Genomic DNA, 18,960 nt, shown 5'->3' on the forward strand with positions numbered 1-18,960 from the left:
GGCACGCCCGGCCGTCCGGCCGCGGACCACGAAAGCCGCGCCGCCGCACCGCGCGGACGCAGGAGCGAACGAGGAGATGCAGTGAGCGTCACGGCAGCGAGAGGATTCACGGCGGCGGGCATCGCCGCCGGGATCAAGGAGAGCGGCGGTCCCGACCTGGCCCTCGTGGTCAACAACGGTCCCCGCCGCGCCGCCGCGGGCGTCTTCACCGCCAACCGCGTCAAGGCCGCGCCCGTCCTCTGGTCGGAACAGGTGCTCAGGAGCGGCGAGGTGACCGCCGTCGTCCTCAACTCCGGCGGCGCCAACGCCTGTACGGGACCCCAGGGCTTCCAGGACACCCACGCCACCGCGGAGCGGGCCGCCGAGGTCCTCCCCGGGCACAGCGCCGGCGAGATCGCGGTCGCCTCGACCGGTCTGATCGGGCAGCTCCTGCCCATGGACAAGGTCCTGGCCGGCATCGCCGAGGCCGCGGAGGCGCTGAGCGAACACGGCGGCGAGAAGGCCGCCCTCGCGATCAAGACCACGGACACCGTCCACAAGACCGCCGTCGCGGACGGGGACGGCTGGACCGTCGGCGGCATGGCCAAGGGCGCGGGCATGCTCGCCCCCGGGCTCGCCACGATGCTGGTCGTCCTCACCACCGACGCCGACGTCGAGGCCCCCGCCCTCGACACCGCGCTGCGCGCCGCCACCCGCACCACCTTCGACCGGATCGACTCCGACGGCTGCATGTCGACCAACGACACCGTGTTGCTGCTCGCCTCCGGGGCGAGCGGGGCCACCCCGGAGCCGGCCGAGTTCGACGCCGCCGTGCAGCGCGTCTGCGCCGACCTCGCCCGCCAGCTGATCGGCGACGCCGAGGGCGCGTCCAAGGACATCCGCATCGAGGTGACCAACGCGGCGACCGAGGACGACGCCGTCGAGGTCGGCCGGAGCATCGCCCGCAACAACCTCCTCAAGTGCGCCGTCCACGGCGAGGACCCCAACTGGGGCCGGGTCCTCTCCGCGATCGGCACCACCCGGGCCGCCTTCGAGCCCGACCGGCTCAACGTCGCCGTCAACGACGTCTGGGTGTGCAGGAACGGCAGCGTCGGGGAGGACCGGGAACTGGTCGACATGCGCTACCGGGAGGTCAGGATCACCGCGGACCTCGCGGCGGGCGACGCGTCCGCCGTCATCTGGGCCAACGACCTCACCGCCGAGTACGTCCACGAGAACAGCGCGTACAGCTCATGAGCGCCGCGAGGAAGCACACCGCGCTGCCGAAGGCACAGATCCTCATCGAGGCGCTGCCCTGGCTGACCCGGCACCACGGCAAGACCGTGGTCATCAAGTTCGGCGGCAACGCCATGGTCGACGAGGAGCTGAAGGCCGCCTTCGCCCAGGACGTCGTCTTCCTGCGGCACGCCGGGCTGAAGCCCGTCGTGGTGCACGGCGGGGGCCCGCAGATCAGCGCCCAGCTCGACCGGCACGGTCTGGTCAGCGAGTTCAAGGCCGGGCTGCGCGTCACCACGCCCGAGGCCATGGACGTCGTCCGCATGGTTCTGGCCGGGCAGGTCCAGCGCGAGCTCGTCGGCCTGCTCAACGAGCACGGCCCGCTCGCCGTCGGGATGACCGGCGAGGACGCCCACACGATCACGGCCGTCCAGCACCGGCCCGTGATCGACGGCGAGGCCGTCGACATCGGCCGGGTCGGAGAGGTCACCGCCATCGACACCGGGGCCATCCAGGCACTGCTGGACGACGGCCGGATCCCGGTCATCTCCTCCATCGCCCGCTCGGCGGAGGACAACCACGTCTACAACGTCAACGCCGACACCGCGGCGGCCGCACTCGCCGCCGCGCTGAACGCCGAGACGCTGATGGTCCTCACCGACGTCGAGGGCCTCTACGAGGACTGGCCGAACAGCGACGACGTCATCAGCCGGCTCACCGCCACCCAGCTGGAGAAGCTGCTGCCCGACCTCTCCAGCGGCATGGTGCCCAAGATGCAGGGCTGCCTCCACGCCGTGCGCAACGGCGTCGAGACCGCCCGGGTCATCGACGGCCGGGTCCAGCACTCGATCCTGCTGGAGATCTTCACCGACGAGGGAATCGGCACGATGGTCGTGCCCGACGCAACGCCCGCCGCACGCGCCGGCGCAGAGGGGGAGTCATGAGCAACCAGGAGTTCGCGCAGCGCTGGCAGGGTGCGCTGATGGACAACTACGGCACCCCGCAGCTGCCTCTGGTGCGCGGCGAGGGGCCCCGGGTCTGGGACGCGGAGGGCACCGAGTACCTCGACTTCGTCGGCGGTATCGCCGTCAACGCGCTCGGCCACGCCCACCCCGCAGTGACCGCGGCCGTCTCCGCGCAGATCGCCACCCTCGGCCACGTCTCCAACCTCTACACCGCCGAGCCGCCCATCGCGCTCGCCGAGCGGCTGCTCCAGCTCTTCGGACGCGCGGGCAGGGTCTACTTCTGCAACTCCGGCGCCGAGGCCAACGAAGCGGCCTTCAAGATCGGCCGGCTGACCGGGCGCACCCACATGGTCGCCACCGACGGCGGCTTCCACGGCCGGACCATGGGCAGCCTCGCCCTGACCGGCCAGCCCGCGAAGCGGACCCCGTTCCTCCCGCTGCCGGGCGACGTCACGCACGTGCCGTACGGCGACGCCGAGGCGCTCCGGGCCGCCGTGACCACCGACACCGCGCTGCTGGTCATCGAGCCGGTCCAGGGCGAGAACGGTGTCGTCGTCCCGCCCCGGGGCTATCTGGAGGCGGCCAGGGAGATCACCCGGGCCACCGGCACGCTGCTCGTCCTGGACGAGGTGCAGACCGGGATCGGGCGCTGCGGCCACTGGTTCGAGCACCAGGCCCACCAGGGTGTCGAGCCCGACGTGGTCACGCTGGCCAAGGGGCTCGGCGGCGGACTGCCGATCGGCGCCACCGTGGCGTTCGGTGCCGCGGCCGACCTGCTGAAGCCCGGTCAGCACGGCACCACGTTCGGTGGCAACCCGGTCGCCTGCGCCGCCGGTCTCGCCGTGCTGGACACCCTGTCCGCCGACGGCGCGCTGGACACGGTGAAGCGGCTCGGCGAGCGGATCCGGGAGGGCGTCGAGGACCTCGGCCACCCGCTGGTCTCCCATGTCCGCGGCTCGGGGCTGCTGCTGGGTATCGTGCTCACCGGACCCCTCGCGCAGAAGGTGCAGCAGGCGGCCCAGGGAGCCGGACTCCTGGTGAACGCACCCGCCCCCGACGTCGTACGGCTCATGCCGCCGCTGATCATCGGTGACGCCGAGGTGGACGCGTTCCTGCGGATCCTGCCGGGAGCCCTCGACGCGGCATACGGGGACGGACGATCCGGGGAGTGACGATCCGGAGAATGAGGCGACGACGATGACCGAGGCGCAGGAAACCGATCAGGGCGGGCCGTCGGTGCCACAGACCCGCACGGCACGGCACCGCAGGATCGTGGACATCCTGAACCGTCAGCCGGTGCGCTCGCAGAGCCAGCTGGCCAGACTCCTGTCCGACGACGGGCTGAGCGTCACCCAGGCGACACTCTCCCGCGACCTCGACGAGCTCGGCGCGGTCAAGATCCGCAACACCGGCGGCGAGCTCATCTACGCGGTGCCGAGCGAGGGCGGTTTCCGCACCCCGCAGGCACCGCTCGGGGGGTCGGCGAAGGAGGAGCGGATGCGCCGGCTCTCCGCCGAACTGCTCATCTCGGCGGAGGCCTCGGCCAACCTCGTGGTGCTGCGCACGCCGCCCGGCGCCGCCCAGTTCCTCGCCTCGGCCATCGACCAGGCCGAACTCCGGGAGATCCTCGGCACCATCGCGGGCGACGACACGCTGATGCTGATCAGCCGTGACCCGCTCGGCGGTCAGGCGCTCGCCGACCACCTGCTCCGCCTCGCCCAGAACGACCGCGGAGTTCAGTAACGGGTGATCGCGGTCGGTCCGGACTCCGTCCCGACCGCGATGTGCGGGCGGCGGGACGGGTCGGCCCAGGCCAGGATCCGGTCCATGGCGTCCGCCGGCACCGACACACAACCCGCCGTCGCCCCCTTGCCGTTCACGTGCAGGAAGATCCCGGCGCCCCTGCCCCGCACCGGCCGGTGGTAGTTGAACCCGATGACGAGGGCCCGGGCGTACTGGACGGCGTAGCCGACGAGGTGCTCGGCCTCCTCGGGGCGGCAGTCCGCGGGCCGCGGGTCCACCCACCGGTTGTAGGCGCGCGACGCGTTGTCCTGGCACCACCACGCGCTCTCGACGGCCCGCCGGTAGGGGTAGCGGGTCCCCGGCGCGGCGGCCTCGGTCCCGAAGGCGTACGGCAGGTCGTACAGGCCGGTGGGCGTGGTGTTCGTGCCCTGGGTGCGGGTGGCGCCGTCCGTCAGGCCGTTCGCCCCGAAGCGGGCGGGGGCCGAACCCGCCGCCGTCCAGCGGCCCCCGCGCCGGTCCCACCAGGTGACCGTGCCCGTGGTGGAGTCCGTGCCGGGTGCCTCCGCGGTGATCAGCTGGGTGCCGCCGCCCGTGTCGGCCAGCCGTTCCGGAAGGGGCGCGGGCCCGGAAGGCCGCGCCGCGAGGGAGCCGGTCAGGGCCAGGAGGACCGATGCGGTCACCAGGAGTCTGCGCATGCTCCGGACCGTACGGGGCGCGGCCGGCCGCCCCCACCGCACTGCTCCGTACGGCCCAGCGCCCCACCCCGCGCGGAGACGCCCGCAGGCACAGCCGCACCCGGCCCCGGCGATCCCCCTGCCGCACCGCACCGCACCCGCTCCGACCGGCAGCTTTGACAATGCATGCAGACCATTGCATAGTTATGCCATCACGCCGCGAGGCGGACGCACATCCCTTGCACTCCCGAGGAGCACGCAGTGAGCAACGGCACCGGAAACAGCGACGTACGCCTCTGGGGCGGCCGTTTCGCCGACGGTCCGGCCGAGGCGCTGGCCAAGCTGTCCGCGTCCGTCCACTTCGACTGGCGGCTGGCCCCCTACGACATCGCCGGCTCCCGTGCCCACGCGCGCGTGCTCACCGGGGCGGGGCTGCTCACCGACGACGAGCTGACCCGGATGACCGAGGGCCTGGACGCGCTGGAGGCCGCCGTCGCCGACGGCTCGTTCACCGGCACCATCGCCGACGAGGACGTGCACACCGCGCTGGAGCGCGGCCTCCTGGAGCGGCTCGGCCCGGACCTCGGCGGAAAGCTGCGCGCCGGCCGGTCCCGCAACGACCAGGTCGCCACCCTCTTCCGGATGTACCTGCGCGACCACGCCCGGATCATCGGCGGGCTGGTGGCCGAGCTCCAGGACGCGCTGGTGGGACTGGCCGAGGCGCACCCCGACGTCGCCATGCCCGGCCGTACGCACCTCCAGCACGCCCAGCCCGTCCTCTTCGCCCACCACGTCCTCGCGCACGTGCAGTCCCTCTCCCGGGACGCCGAGCGGCTGCGGCAGTGGGACGAGCGGACCGCGGTGTCCCCGTACGGTTCCGGAGCGCTGGCCGGATCCTCGCTCGGCCTGGACCCCGAGGCGGTCGCCGCGGACCTCGGCTTCGAGCACGGGTCCGTCGCCAACTCCATCGACGGCACCGCGTCCCGCGACTTCGTCGCCGAGTTCGCCTTCATCACCGCGATGATCGGCGTCAACCTCTCCCGGATCGCCGAGGAGGTCATCATCTGGAACACGAAGGAGTTCTCCTTCGTCACGCTCCACGACGCCTTCTCCACCGGCTCCTCGATCATGCCGCAGAAGAAGAACCCGGACATCGCCGAGCTGGCCCGGGGCAAGTCCGGCCGCCTGATCGGCAACCTGACCGGCCTGATGGCGACCCTGAAGGCCCTCCCGCTCGCCTACAACCGCGACCTCCAGGAGGACAAGGAGCCGGTCTTCGACTCCTGCGACCAGCTGGAGATCCTGCTCCCGGCCTTCACCGGGATGATGGCCACGCTCACGGTCCACCGGGAGCGCATGGAGGAGCTGGCCCCGGCCGGCTTCTCGCTCGCCACCGACATCGCCGAATGGCTCGTCAAGCAGGGCGTCCCCTTCCGGGTGGCGCACGAGGTCGCGGGCGAGTGCGTGAAGGTCTGCGAGCAGGAGGGCATCGAGCTCGACGAGCTCACCGACGAGCAGTTCGCGAAGATCTCCGGTCACCTCACCCCCGAGGTGCGCACCGTGCTGAACGTCCCCGGCGCACTCGCCTCCCGCAACGGGCGCGGCGGTACGGCGCCCTCGGCCGTGGCCGTCCAGCTGGCCGAGGTGAAGGCCGACCTGGTGACGCAGCACGCCTGGGCGACGGCGCGCGGCTGATTCGCAGGCGTCGCGGGCTACGTTGACGGGAAGGCGTTCGGAACCGACCCCGAGGAGCCCGCGATGCCCTTCTCCCGCCTGAACCGAGCGACCACCCCGACCTCGCACATCGGGCTCGGCCTGGCCGCCGTCGGCAGGCCCGGCTACATCACCCCGCACCGCGAGCGGGACCTGCCCGGCGACCGCGGTGTGGACGCCCTGCGCGTCCGCACCCACGAACTCCTGGACGCCGCCTACGCCCAGGGCGTGCGCTACTTCGACGCCGCCCGTTCCTACGGCCGGGCCGAGGAGTTCCTCGCCGAGTGGCTGACCGCCCGCCCCGAGGCGACGGACGCGGTCATCGGCAGCAAGTGGGGCTACACCTACACCGGTGACTGGCGGCCGGACGCCGAGGAGCACGAGGTCAAGGACCACTCGCTCGCCGCCTTCGAGCGCCAGCACGCCGAGACGGCCGCGCTGCTCGGCGACCGGGTCGACCTCTACCAGATCCACTCGGTGACCCCCGACAGCCCCGCGCTCGGCGACAAGGACCTGCACGCGCGGCTCGCCGGGCTGGCCGCCGGGGGCACCACGGTCGGCTTCTCCACGAGCGGCCCCGGACAGGCCGACGCCATCCGGGCGGCCCTCGCCGTGACCGTGGACGGCGAGCCCCTCTTCCGCACCGTCCAGGCCACCTACAACGCCCTGGAGACCTCCGCCGGGGCGGCCCTCGCCGAGGCGCACGACGCCGGGGTCACCGTGATCGTCAAGGAGGCCATGGCCAACGGCCGGCTCGCCGGCACCGAGGCACCCGCCGTCGTCCGCGCGATCGGGGCCGAGGCCGGGCTGGACGCCGACGCCGTCGCCCTGGCGCTCGTCCTGCGCCTGCCGTGGGCGGGCGTCGTCCTGTCCGGCGCGGCCACCGTCACCCAGCTGGCGGCCAACCTGCACGCGCCGCTGCTCGACCTCGACCCGGAGCGGCTGGACCGGCTGGCCGCCCTGGTGGAGGAGCCGGAGGCGTACTGGCGCCACCGCGCCGCACTGCCCTGGAGCTGACCGGCCCGCCCCGCGCGCCGCGCACGGAACCCCGTCGGCCGGAGCCGCGGTCCCGCGCCGGGCGCGGGGCGGCGTCCGGCGCGGCGTCCGGTCCACACGGCCCGGCCGGCGCGGGCGGCGAAGCCCTCCCGCGGCAGCCCCGCCCGGGCGCCGGTCCGCCGGAGCGGGGCCGGCCGGCATGCGACCGCCCGGCATGCGACCGCCCGGGCCGCCGCAGGGGCGGCCCGGCCCACGTACCGGCCTCGGGGCGGCGCGCCGCGCAGGACCTCCCGCACATGATCGCCGAGTTGCTCCCCGGCGGAGCACGCCGGAGCGTGGAGAAATGAGCAGCACCTTCTCGCGGGCGGGCGTCACGGGCGACGAGCACCACCCGGGCCGGTGGATCGCCCTCGCGGTCCTCGTCCTCGCGGTGCTGCTGGTCGCCGTCGACGCCACCGTCCTCGGCCTGGCCACGCCCTTCCTCAGCGAGGACCTCGAACCGACCGCGACCCAGCTGCTGTGGATCGGCGACGTCTACTCCTTCGTCATCGCCGGGCTGCTGGTCTCCATGGGCAGCCTCGGCGACCGCATCGGCCGGAAGAAGCTGCTGCTGACCGGTGCGACCGCCTTCGGCGCGGTCTCCCTGCTCAACGCCTACGCGACGAGCCCCGAGATGATGATCGTGGCCAGGGCCCTGCTCGGGGTCGCGGGCGCCACGCTGATGCCGTCCACCCTCGCCCTGATCCGCAACCTCTTCCACGATCCGCGCGAACGCAGCCTCGCCGTCGGCATCTGGGGTGCCATGGCCGCGGCCGGGGCCGCCGTCGGCCCGGTCGTGGGCGGACTTCTGCTGGAGCACTTCTGGTGGGGCTCGGTCTTCCTGATCAACCTGCCCGTGATGGCGGTCCTCGTCGCCGTCGGCAGCAGGATGATCCCCGAGTCCAGGAACCCGGCGCCGGGCCCCTGGGACCTGCCCAGCGTGGGGCTGTCCCTGGTCGGCATGATCGGCGTCGTGTACGCGATCAAGGAGGCCGCCGCCCACGGCGTGAGCGGGGGGAACGTCGCCGCGGCGGTCGCCGGGCTGCTGGCCCTCACCTGGTTCGTACGCCGCCAGCTCACTCTTCCGGCGCCGCTGCTGGACATGCGGCTCTTCCACCACCGCGGCTTCTCCGGCGCGGTCCTCGCCGACCTGCTGACCATCCTCGGCCTCTCCGGGATCGTCTTCTTCCTCTCGCAGTTCCTCCAGCTGGTCCAGGGCCGGGGACCGCTGGAGGCCGGCCTCGCCGAACTGCCTGCGGCCGTCGGCGCGGTGACCGCGGGGCTGCTGGCCGGGCGGGTGGCGCGCCGCTACTCCGTGCGCTCCGTCGTCGCCCTCGGGCTCGGGGCCATCGGCGTGTGCCTCGCCGTGGTCACGGTGATCCACAAGGAGACCGCGTACCCCCTGATCGGGGCGCTGCTGCTGGTGGTGGGCGTCGGTGCGGGATTCGCCTTCACCGTCACCTCCGACGTCATCCTCTCCAGCGTCCCCAAGGAGCAGGCGGGCTCCGCGTCGGCGGTGTCCGAGACGGCGTACGAGCTCGGCGCGGCCCTCGGCATCGCCCTGCTCGGATCCATCGTCACCGGGGTCTACAAGGGCTTCGGCACCCCCGAGGGCATCCCGGCCGCCGCGGCGGCGGCGGCCCACGAGTCGCTCGGCGGGGCCGTGGAGGCGGCGGGGCGGCTGCCGGCGCCCCAGGGCGGCGAACTCGTCGTCGCGGCCCAGGAGGCCTTCGTCAACGGGCTGCGGGTGTCGGCGGCGGTCGGTGCCGTCGTCCTGCTCGCGACCGCGGTGTCCGCCTGGTACCTGCTGCGCGGCCAGAGACTGGAGGAGGGGATCATCCCCGACGAATGAGAGGCCCGGCGCACCATCGCGCCGGGCCTCCGGGACGTACCCGAACGGGTCAGGCGGCCTTGGCCTTCGTGGCGTACATGTCGACGTACTCCTGACCGGACAGCCGCATCACCTCGGCCATCACGGAGTCGGTGACGGCCCGCAGGACGTAGCGGTCGCGGTCCATGCCCTCGTACCGGGAGAACTCCATCGGCTCACCGAAGCGGACCGTCACCTTGCCCGGGCGGGGCAGGCCGGCGCCGCCCGGCTGCAGCTTGTCCGTGCCGATCATCGCGAACGGCACGACCGGCGCGCCGGTCATCAGGGTCAGCCGGGCGATCCCGGTGCGGCCCCGGTAGAGGCGGCCGTCGGGGGAGCGGGTGCCCTCGGGGTAGATGGCGAAGGCCTGCCCCTCCTCCAGCACCCGACGGCCCGTCATCAGCGCCGCGACACCGCCGCGGCCACCGTCGCGGTCGACCGGGATCATGCCGCAGCCCGTGAAGAACCACGCCATCGCCCGGCCCTTGAGGCCCTTGCCGGTCACGTACTCGTCCTTGCCGATGTAGAACACCGGCCGGTCGCAGCAGATCGGCATGATCATGGAGTCGATGAACGTCAGGTGGTTGCCCGCCAGGATCACCGGACCGGTCCCCGGGATGTTCTCCACGCCTTCCACCTGGGGCCGGAAGAGCAGACGCAGGATCGGTCCGAGCACTGCCTTGATGACCGTGAGTCGGGACAACGCGTCCTCCGGTGTCGTGGCCGGGCGGCCGGGGCGGAAAGTCGTGAGGGTATGTGCAGGTGAGGACGATACTCGCGGGTGCCGCCTCCGCGCACATCGGGTTCACGCGGCCGATACGCAGTGTTGACGCGTGTTTCCGCCGTGTTCGTCCACGGGCCGCCCCACCGATGGCGCAGCCGCCTACCATCAAGCCTCCCCCGAAGGTGCCGGACATCACAGGCGAGGAGCATTCATGACAGACCGCGCGCAGACTGCACCCGGTCGGCGGACCCTCCTGGGAGCCGCCGTCCTCGGTACGACGGCACTCGCCGCGTCCGGAACCGCGCACGCCGCCGGGCGTGGCGCGCCCGCCGACCGGGGCGCCGGGCACGGCTCCTACCGGGACCTGCCGGTGCCCACCGTCATCGGACACCGGGGCGCCAGCGGCTACCGGCCCGAACACACGCTCGGCTCCTACCGGCTGGCCCTGGACCTGGGCGCGCACATCGTCGAACAGGACCTCGTGCCGACCCGGGACGGCCACCTCGTCTGCCGGCACGAGAACGACATCACCGGCACCACCGACGTCGCCGAGCACCCCGAGTTCGCGGGCCGCAGGACCACCAAGCGGATCGACGGCGCGTCCCTCACCGGCTGGTTCACCGAGGACTTCACCCTCGCCGAGCTGAAGACGCTCCGCGCCACGGAGCGGATCCCCGGCAACCGCCAGGAGAACACGGTCTACGACGGGCGCTGGGAGATCCCCACGTTCGAAGAGGTCCTGCGCTGGGCCGACGAGGAGGGCCGCAGGCGCGGCAGGGCCGTCTGGCTCTACGTCGAGACCAAGCACCCCAGCTACTTCCGGAGCCTGGGCCTCGGCCTGGAGGAGCCCCTCGCCCGGCTGCTGCGCCGCCACGGACGCCACCGGGCGGACTCCGCGCTGATCCTCCAGTCCTTCGAGCCGAGCTCCGTGCGGCGGCTCGCGGACCTCGTCGCCACGCCCCGGGTCGTCCTGCTGTCCGGGGCCGGCGAACGCCCCTGGGACTTCGTCGAGTCCGGCGACCCCCGCACCGTCGCCGACCTGGTCACGCCCGCGGGGCTGAAGTGGATCGCGTCGTTCGCGCAGGGCATCGGCCCCACCCTGGACCTGGTCGTCCCCCGGGACGGCGCCGGACGGCTGACCACCCCCACCTCGCTGGTCGCGGACGCGCACGCCCGGGGCCTGGTCGTGCACCCGTACACGATGCGCAACGAGAACACCTTCCTGGCCGCCGACTTCCGCCGCGGCACCGACCCGAACGCCTACGGCGACGTGTTCGGCGCCCTGCGCGTGTACTTCGGGACGGGCATCGACGGGATCTTCTCCGACAACCCCGACACCGCCCTGCTCGCGGCGGCCGACTTCACCGCCGGCTCCGCAGAGAGCTGAGACCGGGGGACCGGGCCGGGGGCGTCAGCCGCCCGGCCCGCATGCCCCGGTCGGGTGGAGCTCCCCGGGGCCGGCAACCGGCCCCGTCCGGGCGGCGTTGACCCGGCATGACTCCTGATGATCATGTCCCGCCCGCGTCTGCACAGGCCCCTGCCGTCCCCGTCCCTGCACATGTCCCGTCCGCCGCCCCGGTCCCCGCGGCGGACGGCCCCGCGGAGCGCGCCGTCCGCACCCTGCACGCGCTGGTGCGCGCGGAGGCGGCGGCCGAGGCCCAGTGCGCCGGGTTCGAGGCCGCCGACCTCGAACAGGCCGTCTGGCTCCGGCTGCTGGAGCGGCGGCCCGGCCCGGTGGTGCCCGCGGACCCGGTGCGCTGGGTCCGCACCGCGGTCCGCGCGGAGGCCCGGGTCGCCCGCCGCAGGATCCGGCGCGAACGCGCCTACGGCACGGGCGAACCCCCGGGCGATTGGTCCGGCTGCCCCGAGCGGATCACCGTGGGCACCGACGAACGCCGCGCGCTGCACGCCGCGGTGGGCCGGCTGCCCGGCCGGTGCCCGCGCTTACTCGGGGCGATGCTGGCCGACCACGACCCCACGTACCGGGAGATCGCAGGGGAGTTGGGTATGTCACAGGGCAGTTTGGGCCCGATGCGTTCCCGATGCCTGGGATGTCTGCGCAGAATGCTGACGGCGGAGGTTGTGGCTCCTGAACCGTGGGGAATGGAGCGGTAGACAACCGGCGGAGCAGGTGAGCGGGAGGCATGCGCACATGGGCAAGAGCGTGACCATCTCGGCGGCGACGGCACAGGACGTCGAGCAGATTTTCAGACTCCAGTACCTCTGTTTCCAGAGCGAGGCGGAGCTCTACGGCAACTACCGGATCGAGCCGCTCGTGCAGTCCCTCGACTCCGTACGGGACGAAGTCGGCGCGGACCTGGTGTTCGTGGCCCGGCTGGGCGACGAGGTCGTGGGATCCGTGCGCGGCTTCACCGACGCGGACGGCACCGGCCGGATCGGAAAGCTCTGCGTCCACCCCAGGCTCCGCAAGCACGGCCTCGGCACTCGTCTCCTGCGCGCCGCCGAGTCCGCCCTGACGGACGGGCGTGCGGCCACCCGCTTCCGGCTGCACACCGGCGAGCGCAGCGAGGGAAGTCTGCGGCTCTACCGCAAGGCGGGCTACGCCCGGGTGGGCAACACCACCGGGGGCGACGGGGTCCGGATGGTCCTGCTGGAGAAGGACGCCGACGCGCCGGCCTTCGTGGCCAGCGCCTGAACCGCTCCCGCGACGCCCGGGGTCAGGCCCTGCGCGCCCGGCGCAGCCAGATCATCCCGGTGACCGGCAGGATCACCGGGATGAACAGGTAGCCCATGCCGAACTCCGACCAGACCGTGCTGTCGGGGAAGGCGGACGGCTCCAGCCGCGTCCAGGCGCCGACGACCAGCACGCCCGCGAGCTCGGCGGCGCAGCACAGCAGCGCCGCCCTGCGCGCCCTCTCCCCGCCCCGCACCAGCGAGTACGTGATGAAGCCGTACACGACCGCGGCCACGGCCGAGAGGACGTAGGCGAGCGGCGCCCGGCCGAAGTCCAGGATCATCTCGACGATCGAACGGGACGCGGCGGCCACGGTGAACACCCCGTAGAACCAGACCAGCACCCGGCCGGGACCGGAACCGAGCTCGAACCGCTGCCGCTGCTCCGGTGCGTCGTGCTGCGGGGCGGGCGCCCCGGTGCGGTCGGTGTCGCTCATCGTCAGTTTCCCCAGATGTCGTAGAGCCGTACTTCGAGCACGGCGAGGACGACCGCTCCGGCCGCCACCGTCACCGAACCCCAGCGGGTGCGTTCCGACAGCGACAGGAACCCCGCCGCCGGTACGGCGGCGAAAGCGCCGATCAGGTACGCGATGAAGATCGTCATGCCCTGCTCGGGCCGCTCGCCCCGCGCCAGCTGCACGATCCCCACGACCAGCTGCGCCAGCGCCAGCACGGACACGACGGCCATGCCGATGAAGTGCCAGTCCTTCGTGGGCTGGTCCCGGCAGGCGGCGACTCCGCACCAGGCGGCGAGGGCGAGCGCGGTCACGGCGACCGCGACCGTCAGGGCGTCAAGCATGCAGTGAGGGTATTACGGACGTACCGAGCCGCCGCGTGCGGGCCCGGCGCGGGACGGGGCGGCGCGGGCGTCCCGGGAAGCGTGGCCTTGACCACAGGCGTGCCGTGCATGATCGCGTCACCACCGGTACGGGCACCGGGCCGCGCCCGCGTTCACGCAGGTCACAGCGCTGTGGGTCTGCGGTCGGGCCGGACCGCGCGAGCTGGACACGCAGTCCGCTATGCGGACACGGCGGATCACCGGAACGTTACGTCTGTTTTACTTGCGCCATGACCACGACGAGCTACCGCAGCCCTGCGACCGAGGCGATCCTGACGCCCGGTGCTCGTTGTATGTGTCGAATGCGCGCCTTCTGAGGGCCCCCGCCGAGCCTCGCGCCCCGAAGCGAGACCGCGCCCGCGCCGCCCGTGGACCGGTCCGGCCCGGGCACACGTCCCGCCCCGGCCCGCCCGCCGGAATCCGGACCGTGCCGGGACTCCCACCGGTCGACCACCGAGAACAGTCCCATCAGACGAATGCCCCGTGCCCGGCGGACACCGCGCCGCGCACTCGACAGTGACGGAAACCCTGTGATCACCACTTCGGGCCTCACGAAGGTCTACCAGTCACGCGGCCGCGAGGTCACCGCCCTCGACGGCGTGGACCTGCACGTCCGCGAGGGCGAGGTCTACGGCGTCATCGGACAGAGCGGCGCCGGCAAGTCCTCCCTCATCCGCTGCGTCAACCTGCTCGAACGCCCCACCTCGGGGACCGTGACGGTCGACGGCCAGAACCTCACGGCCCTCGCGGGCCGGGGCCGCCGGGCCGGCAAGGACCTCCGCCGGGCGCGCAGCCGCATCGGCATGGTCTTCCAGCACTTCAACCTGCTGGACTCGCGCACCGTGCGCGACAACGTCGAGCTCCCCCTGGAGATCCTCGGGATCTCCGGACAGGCACGCACCCGCAAGGCGCTCGAACTCCTCGACCGCGTCGGCCTCGCCGACAAGGCCAAGTCCTACCCCGGCCAGCTGTCCGGGGGGCAGAAGCAGCGCGTCGGCATCGCCCGCGCCCTCGCGGGCGACCCGAAGGTGCTCCTCTCCGACGAGGCGACCTCCGCGCTGGACCCCGAGACCACCCGCTCGATCCTGCACCTGCTGCGCGACCTCAACCAGGAGCTCGGCCTCACCGTCCTGCTCATCACGCACGAGATGGACGTCGTCAAGACCGTCTGCGACTCGGCCGCGCTGATGAAGAAGGGCCGTGTCGTCGAGGCGGGCACCGTCGGCGCCCTGCTGGCCACCCCCGGCTCCGAACTGGCCCACGAGCTGTTCCCGGTGGGCGGCGCCGGTTCCGGCCCCGGAGCCACCGTCGTCGACGTCACCTTCCACGGCGAGGCCGCGGCCCAGCCGGTGATCTCGCAGCTCTCCCGCACGTACAACATCGACATCTCGATCCTCGGCGCCGCGATGGACACGGTCGGCGGCAAGCAGATCGGGCGCATGCGGATCGAGCTGCCCGGACGCTTCGAGGAGAACGTCGTCCCGATCGGCTTCCTGCGCGAACAGGGCCTCCAGGCCGAGGTCGTGGACGGTGACCCCGCCACCGACGGCCCCGCCGCCACCGCACCCGCCGGGGCCGGTGCGGCCACCGGAACCACCACGATCACCCAGGAGGTGGCGAAGTGACCTGGTCCGAAATGCAGCCGCTGCTCTCGCAGGGCACCGTCGACACCCTCTACATGGTGCTCTGGTCCACGCTCGTCACCGTCGTCGGCGGGCTTCCGCTCGGCATCCTGCTCGTCCTCACCGACAAGGGCGGACTGCTGCAGAACACCGTGGTGAACAAGGTCGTCGGCGTGGTCGTGAACATCGGCCGCTCGCTGCCCTTCATCATCCTGCTGATCGCGCTGATCCCCTTCACCACCTGGGTCGTCGGCACCTTCATCGGACCGTCCGCGATGATCGTGCCGCTCGCCATCGGCGCCATCCCCTTCTTCGCGCGGCTCGTCGAGACCGCGGTGCGCGAGGTCGACCACGGACTCGTCGAGGCCGTCCAGTCGATGGGCGGCTCGGTCCCCACCATCGTCCGCAAGGTCCTGCTGCCGCAGGCGCTGCCCTCGCTGGTCTCCGGCGTCACCACCACCGTCATCGTGCTCATCGGCTACTCCGCGATGGCCGGCGCGGTCGGCGGCGAAGGGCTCGGCTCCAAGGCCGTCACCTACGGATTCCAGCGCTTCGACAACCAGTTCATGCTCATCACCGTCGTGCTGCTCATCGTGATCGTGACCGTGGTCCAGCTGATCGGCGACGGAGCCGTACGCCTGCTGGCCCGACGGGGCCGCACCACCTCCTGACCTTCCCTCCCCCCAGAAGCCCGAACTCCTTGTCCGGGCGCACCACCCACCACCGGAAAGAGGCACTCTTCGTGCGCAGGAACATCAAGATCACCGCTGCCGCCGCGGCCACCGCCGCCCTCGCCCTCGGGCTCAGCGCCTGCGGCACCGACTCCGACCCCGCCGCCAAGGGCGAGACCGGTGCGAAGGCGGACACCTCCAAGGCGCTCGTCGTCGCCGCGTCCCCGACGCCGCACGCCGACATCCTGAACTACGTCAAGAAGAACCTGGCGGAGAAGGCCGGCCTCAAGCTGGAGGTCAAGGAGTTCACGGACTACGTCCTGCCGAACACCGCCACCGAGAACGGCCAGGTCGACGCCAACTTCTTCCAGCACAAGCCCTACCTGGACGACTTCAACAAGAAGAACAAGACCCACATCGTCCCGGTGGTCGACGTCCACCTGGAGCCCCTCGGCCTCTACTCCAAGAAGATCAAGGACGTGAAGGACATCAAGGCGGGCCAGACCGTCGCCGTCCCCAACGACACCACCAACGAGGGCCGTGCGCTCCAGCTGCTCGCCGAGAACGGGCTGATCACCGTCAAGGACGGCGTCGGCACCAACGCCAAGCTCAGCGACATCACGGACAAGAAGGGCCTGGAGTTCAAGGAGATCGAGGCCGCCACCGTGCCCCGCGCCCTGGACGACGTCGACGCCGCCGTCATCAACGGCAACTACGCCATCGAGGCCGACCTGAAGCCCGGCCAGGACTCCCTGGTGCTGGAGAAGGCCGACGGCAACCCGTACGCCAACTTCCTCGCCGTCAAGGAGGGCAACGAGGAGGACCCCCGCGTCCAGAAGCTCGCGAAGCTCCTCAACTCCGACGAGGTCAAGAAGTTCATCGAGGACACCTACAAGGGCTCGATCATCCCCGCCTTCGGCGCTCCCGTCACCTCCTGACACCCGGGCACCACCTGCCCCGAGCCCCGTCCCCCCGCACCGGGAGGGCGGGGCTCCGCCGAGCGGACCCGGCCATGCGCCCGCACCGTCCGATGCTGCATGCTGGTGGCTTTACACGGTCTTCGGCATGGAGCTGCGCATGAATACCACCTTCCCGTCCATCTCCATCAGCACGGACCGGTTGGTGCTGCGCCCCTTCGACATGGCCGACGTCCCCGCGTACATCGAGATGATGAACGACGAGCTGGTCACCGCCTGGACCGACGCACCGCACCCCTACACCCAGGTCGACGCCGAACGGTGGGTCCGCAGGATCGCGCCCGCCGAGCGGACCCAGGGCAACGGCATCGTCTTCGCCGTCACCGAGTTCCTCACCCAGCGCCTCGTCGGCTCGGTGCGGCTCCTCAACACCGACCGGCGCACCCTCGCCGCCGAGGTCCGCTACATCACCGCGCCCTGGGCACGCGGTGAGGGGTACGCCACCGAGTCCGTGCTGGCCCTCGCCGAGTGGCTCTTCCGCGACCAGGGCTTCGAGCGCATCGAACTGCGCACCCCCGCCGGGAACACGGCCTCCCAGCAGGTCGCCCAGAAGCTGGGCTGCATCAGCGAGGGCGTTCTGCGCAACGCCCGCATAGCCAGGACCGCCACCGAGGACGGAGGATGGACCGACATCAGGACCGACCTCATCGTGTGGGGGCTCCTGCCCGAGGACCTGGAGGGCGTCGCCGAGCAGCTGGCCGACGCGGGCGGCTACGGCACGTACAACGACTGGAACTGACCTCCGCCGCGCGCTTCGGGAGCCCCCGGCGGGCCGTTGGTACGGACCGGATACGCTCACCCTTGCTCCGCCCGCCCGCGCGGAGTTGCCGCCTGCTCACACCCCTGGAGAATGACGACGATGGCCGATCGGGTCACGGTGATCGGCTGGGACGGCTCGCCACTGACCAGAGCGGCCACGGCGGCGCTCTCGGCGGCCACGCTCGTCGCCGGCGCCGGCCACCACCTCGCGCTCCCCGAAATCCCCGAACGCGCCGAGCGCATCCGGCTCGGCAGCGTGGACCTGGCCGCCCGCAGGATCGCCGGCCACCGCGGCAGCGCCGTGGTCCTGGCCGACGGCGACCCCGGCTTCTTCGGCGTCGTCCGCACCCTCCACAAGCCCGAACACGGGCTGGAGGTCGAGGTGGTCCCGGCCGTCTCGTCCGTCGCCGCCGCCTTCGCCCGCGCCGGAATGCCCTGGGACGACGCCCAGATCGTCGTCGCCCACCCGCGCACCCTGCGCCGCGCGGTCAACGTCATACGCTCCCACCACAAGGTGGCCGTGCTGACGTCCCCCGGAGCGGGCCCCGTCGAACTCGCCCTGCTGCTCGACGGCGTCCACCGCACCTTCGTGATCTGCGAGGAACTGGGCACCGCACGGGAACGCGTCACCGTCCTCACCTCGGACAAGACGGCGGACCACACCTGGCGCGACCCCAACGTCGTCATCGTGATCGGCGGTGGCCCCGAGGCCGCCGCGAACGGCGCCTGGATCGCCGGCCGCCGCTCCGCCGACCCCGAGGGCGTCCGTGGATGGGCCCTGCCCGCCCCCGCCCACACCGGGACGGGCGACCGGAGCGAGGCGGGCGAGGGGGAGTCGCCCGGCCTCCGCGCGGCCCAGCTGGCCCGGCTCGGCCCCCGCACCGGCGACCTGGTCTGGGACATCGGGTGCGGCGGCGGCGCGTTCGCCGTGGACGCGGCCCGCTTCGGCGCGGCGGTGCTCGCCGTGGACGGCGAACCGGACGCCTGCGCGCGCACGACGGCCGCCGCCCGCAGGTTCCAGGTGGCCGTCCAGGTCGTCCGGGGCACGGCCCCGCACGTACTGGAACGCCTGCCCGAGCCCGACGTCGTGCGCATCGGCGGGGGCGGGGTCCCCGTCGTCACGGCGGTCGCCGACCGGCGGCCGGAACGTATCGTCACCCATGCCTCGAACCGTGACGAGGCGGAGGCGCTGTGCGCGGCCCTCACGGAGAACGGCTACACCGTCGAGTGCACGCTGCTCCAGTCCGTGGACCTGCACACCTCCACCTGGGCGGAGCGCGAACGCTCCGTCGTCTTCCTGCTCTCCGCGGTGCGTTCCGATCTCGCCCCCTGAAGCGTTCGCGGGGGAGCGCGAGGTAGGCTGACCGATTGTTGTACCGCGCCCGGCTGTTCGACGGTTCGTTCGTCAATGTCCGGAAAAGGGGACCGTTTTGGTCCGCGATGTGGTACAGCGCAACCGG

Annotated in this window: 19 protein-coding genes; 15 read left to right on the forward strand and 4 right to left on the reverse strand. The window is 72.5% G+C overall.

Annotated elements, in window-relative coordinates; genetic code table 11:
* Window positions 1-81 precede the first annotated feature (81 nt).
* From argJ to ABZ172_RS06310, 4 genes are read left to right on the forward strand one after another with little or no spacing between them, the layout of a single operon-like run.
* Window positions 82-1,236 carry a bifunctional glutamate N-acetyltransferase/amino-acid acetyltransferase ArgJ gene (gene argJ / locus ABZ172_RS06295; RefSeq protein WP_356880707.1) on the forward strand — a complete coding sequence of 385 codons (1,155 nt, stop codon included), beginning with the start codon at window positions 82-84 and terminating at the stop codon, window positions 1,234-1,236.
* Window positions 1,233-2,159, forward strand: coding sequence for an acetylglutamate kinase (gene argB / locus ABZ172_RS06300; protein ID WP_356880709.1), 927 nt, complete (start codon window positions 1,233-1,235; stop codon window positions 2,157-2,159). The genes argJ and argB overlap by 4 nt, the downstream gene beginning before the upstream one ends.
* On the forward strand, window positions 2,156-3,352 hold the full coding sequence (locus tag ABZ172_RS06305; protein ID WP_356880711.1) for an acetylornithine transaminase: 1,197 nt from the start codon (window positions 2,156-2,158) through the stop codon (window positions 3,350-3,352). Before argB ends, ABZ172_RS06305 begins: the two co-directional genes overlap by 4 nt.
* Before the next feature lie 25 nt (window positions 3,353-3,377).
* Window positions 3,378-3,923, forward strand: coding sequence for an arginine repressor (locus tag ABZ172_RS06310; protein ID WP_356880713.1), 546 nt, complete (start codon window positions 3,378-3,380; stop codon window positions 3,921-3,923).
* Here the strand turns inward: ABZ172_RS06310 and ABZ172_RS06315 are convergent.
* The gene (locus ABZ172_RS06315; protein ID WP_356880715.1) at window positions 3,917-4,618 is read right to left on the reverse strand and encodes a L,D-transpeptidase family protein; all 702 of its coding nucleotides are present in this window, start codon (window positions 4,616-4,618) and stop codon (window positions 3,917-3,919) included. The two genes, ABZ172_RS06310 and ABZ172_RS06315, sit on opposite strands and share 7 nt — an antisense overlap.
* Before the next feature lie 240 nt (window positions 4,619-4,858).
* Here ABZ172_RS06315 and argH point away from each other — a divergent pair, with 240 nt between their 5' ends.
* The 3 genes from argH to ABZ172_RS06330 all read left to right on the forward strand — a co-directional run bounded on the left by argH (window position 4,859) and on the right by ABZ172_RS06330 (window position 9,197).
* Window positions 4,859-6,292 (forward strand): argininosuccinate lyase, encoded by a 1,434-nt coding sequence (gene argH, locus ABZ172_RS06320; RefSeq protein ID WP_356880717.1) that lies wholly within the window; start codon window positions 4,859-4,861, stop codon window positions 6,290-6,292.
* A gap of 63 nt (window positions 6,293-6,355) precedes the next feature.
* Window positions 6,356-7,327 carry an aldo/keto reductase gene (locus tag ABZ172_RS06325; RefSeq protein ID WP_356880719.1) on the forward strand — a complete coding sequence of 324 codons (972 nt, stop codon included), beginning with the start codon at window positions 6,356-6,358 and terminating at the stop codon, window positions 7,325-7,327.
* Between the two features lie 322 nt (window positions 7,328-7,649).
* Window positions 7,650-9,197 (forward strand): MFS transporter, encoded by a 1,548-nt coding sequence (locus ABZ172_RS06330; protein WP_356880722.1) that lies wholly within the window; start codon window positions 7,650-7,652, stop codon window positions 9,195-9,197.
* Window positions 9,198-9,246: 49 nt separating this feature from the next.
* Here ABZ172_RS06330 and ABZ172_RS06335 read toward each other — a convergent pair whose 3' ends face one another.
* On the reverse strand, window positions 9,247-9,918 hold the full coding sequence (locus ABZ172_RS06335; RefSeq protein ID WP_356880724.1) for a lysophospholipid acyltransferase family protein: 672 nt from the start codon (window positions 9,916-9,918) through the stop codon (window positions 9,247-9,249).
* A 232-nt stretch (window positions 9,919-10,150) separates the two neighbouring features.
* On the opposite strand from ABZ172_RS06335, the gene ABZ172_RS06340 reads away from it, so the two are divergent.
* The 3 genes from ABZ172_RS06340 (at window position 10,151) to ABZ172_RS06350 (ending at window position 12,595) form a co-directional block, all read left to right on the forward strand.
* Entirely contained in the window at window positions 10,151-11,326 is a 1,176-nt protein-coding gene (locus tag ABZ172_RS06340; RefSeq protein WP_356880726.1) for a glycerophosphodiester phosphodiesterase, read from the forward strand.
* A 107-nt stretch (window positions 11,327-11,433) separates the two neighbouring features.
* Window positions 11,434-12,054, forward strand: coding sequence for a sigma-70 family RNA polymerase sigma factor (locus ABZ172_RS06345; protein WP_356880728.1), 621 nt, complete (start codon window positions 11,434-11,436; stop codon window positions 12,052-12,054).
* A 37-nt stretch (window positions 12,055-12,091) separates the two neighbouring features.
* Window positions 12,092-12,595: a GNAT family N-acetyltransferase gene (locus tag ABZ172_RS06350; RefSeq protein ID WP_356880730.1), complete on the forward strand. Its 504-nt coding sequence runs from the start codon at window positions 12,092-12,094 to the stop codon at window positions 12,593-12,595.
* Window positions 12,596-12,617: 22 nt separating this feature from the next.
* Here the strand turns inward: ABZ172_RS06350 and ABZ172_RS06355 are convergent, their stop codons facing one another.
* The gene (locus ABZ172_RS06355; RefSeq protein WP_356880732.1) at window positions 12,618-13,070 is read right to left on the reverse strand and encodes a hypothetical protein; all 453 of its coding nucleotides are present in this window, start codon (window positions 13,068-13,070) and stop codon (window positions 12,618-12,620) included.
* Between the two features lie 2 nt (window positions 13,071-13,072).
* Window positions 13,073-13,432, reverse strand: a complete 360-nt coding sequence (locus ABZ172_RS06360) for a hypothetical protein (protein ID WP_356880734.1) — start codon at window positions 13,430-13,432, stop codon at window positions 13,073-13,075.
* A gap of 569 nt (window positions 13,433-14,001) precedes the next feature.
* On the opposite strand from ABZ172_RS06360, the gene ABZ172_RS06365 reads away from it, so the two are divergent.
* The 5 genes from ABZ172_RS06365 (at window position 14,002) to cbiE (ending at window position 18,833) form a co-directional block, all read left to right on the forward strand.
* Complete coding sequence (locus tag ABZ172_RS06365; RefSeq protein ID WP_356880736.1) at window positions 14,002-15,096, forward strand: ATP-binding cassette domain-containing protein; 1,095 nt, start codon at window positions 14,002-14,004, stop codon at window positions 15,094-15,096.
* Window positions 15,093-15,764 carry a methionine ABC transporter permease gene (locus ABZ172_RS06370; RefSeq protein WP_356880738.1) on the forward strand — a complete coding sequence of 224 codons (672 nt, stop codon included), beginning with the start codon at window positions 15,093-15,095 and terminating at the stop codon, window positions 15,762-15,764. The genes ABZ172_RS06365 and ABZ172_RS06370 overlap by 4 nt, the downstream gene beginning before the upstream one ends.
* 71 nt (window positions 15,765-15,835) lie before the next feature.
* Window positions 15,836-16,702, forward strand: coding sequence for a MetQ/NlpA family ABC transporter substrate-binding protein (locus tag ABZ172_RS06375; protein ID WP_356880740.1), 867 nt, complete (start codon window positions 15,836-15,838; stop codon window positions 16,700-16,702).
* A 139-nt stretch (window positions 16,703-16,841) separates the two neighbouring features.
* Complete coding sequence (locus tag ABZ172_RS06380; protein WP_356880742.1) at window positions 16,842-17,480, forward strand: GNAT family N-acetyltransferase; 639 nt, start codon at window positions 16,842-16,844, stop codon at window positions 17,478-17,480.
* A gap of 120 nt (window positions 17,481-17,600) precedes the next feature.
* A complete protein-coding gene (gene cbiE, locus ABZ172_RS06385) occupies window positions 17,601-18,833 on the forward strand; it encodes a precorrin-6y C5,15-methyltransferase (decarboxylating) subunit CbiE (protein ID WP_356880744.1) in 1,233 nt (410 codons plus the stop codon).
* Window positions 18,834-18,960 lie beyond the last annotated feature (127 nt).

The organism is Streptomyces sp. NPDC006296, from assembly GCF_040613235.1.
Lineage (GTDB): Bacteria > Actinomycetota > Actinomycetes > Streptomycetales > Streptomycetaceae > Streptomyces.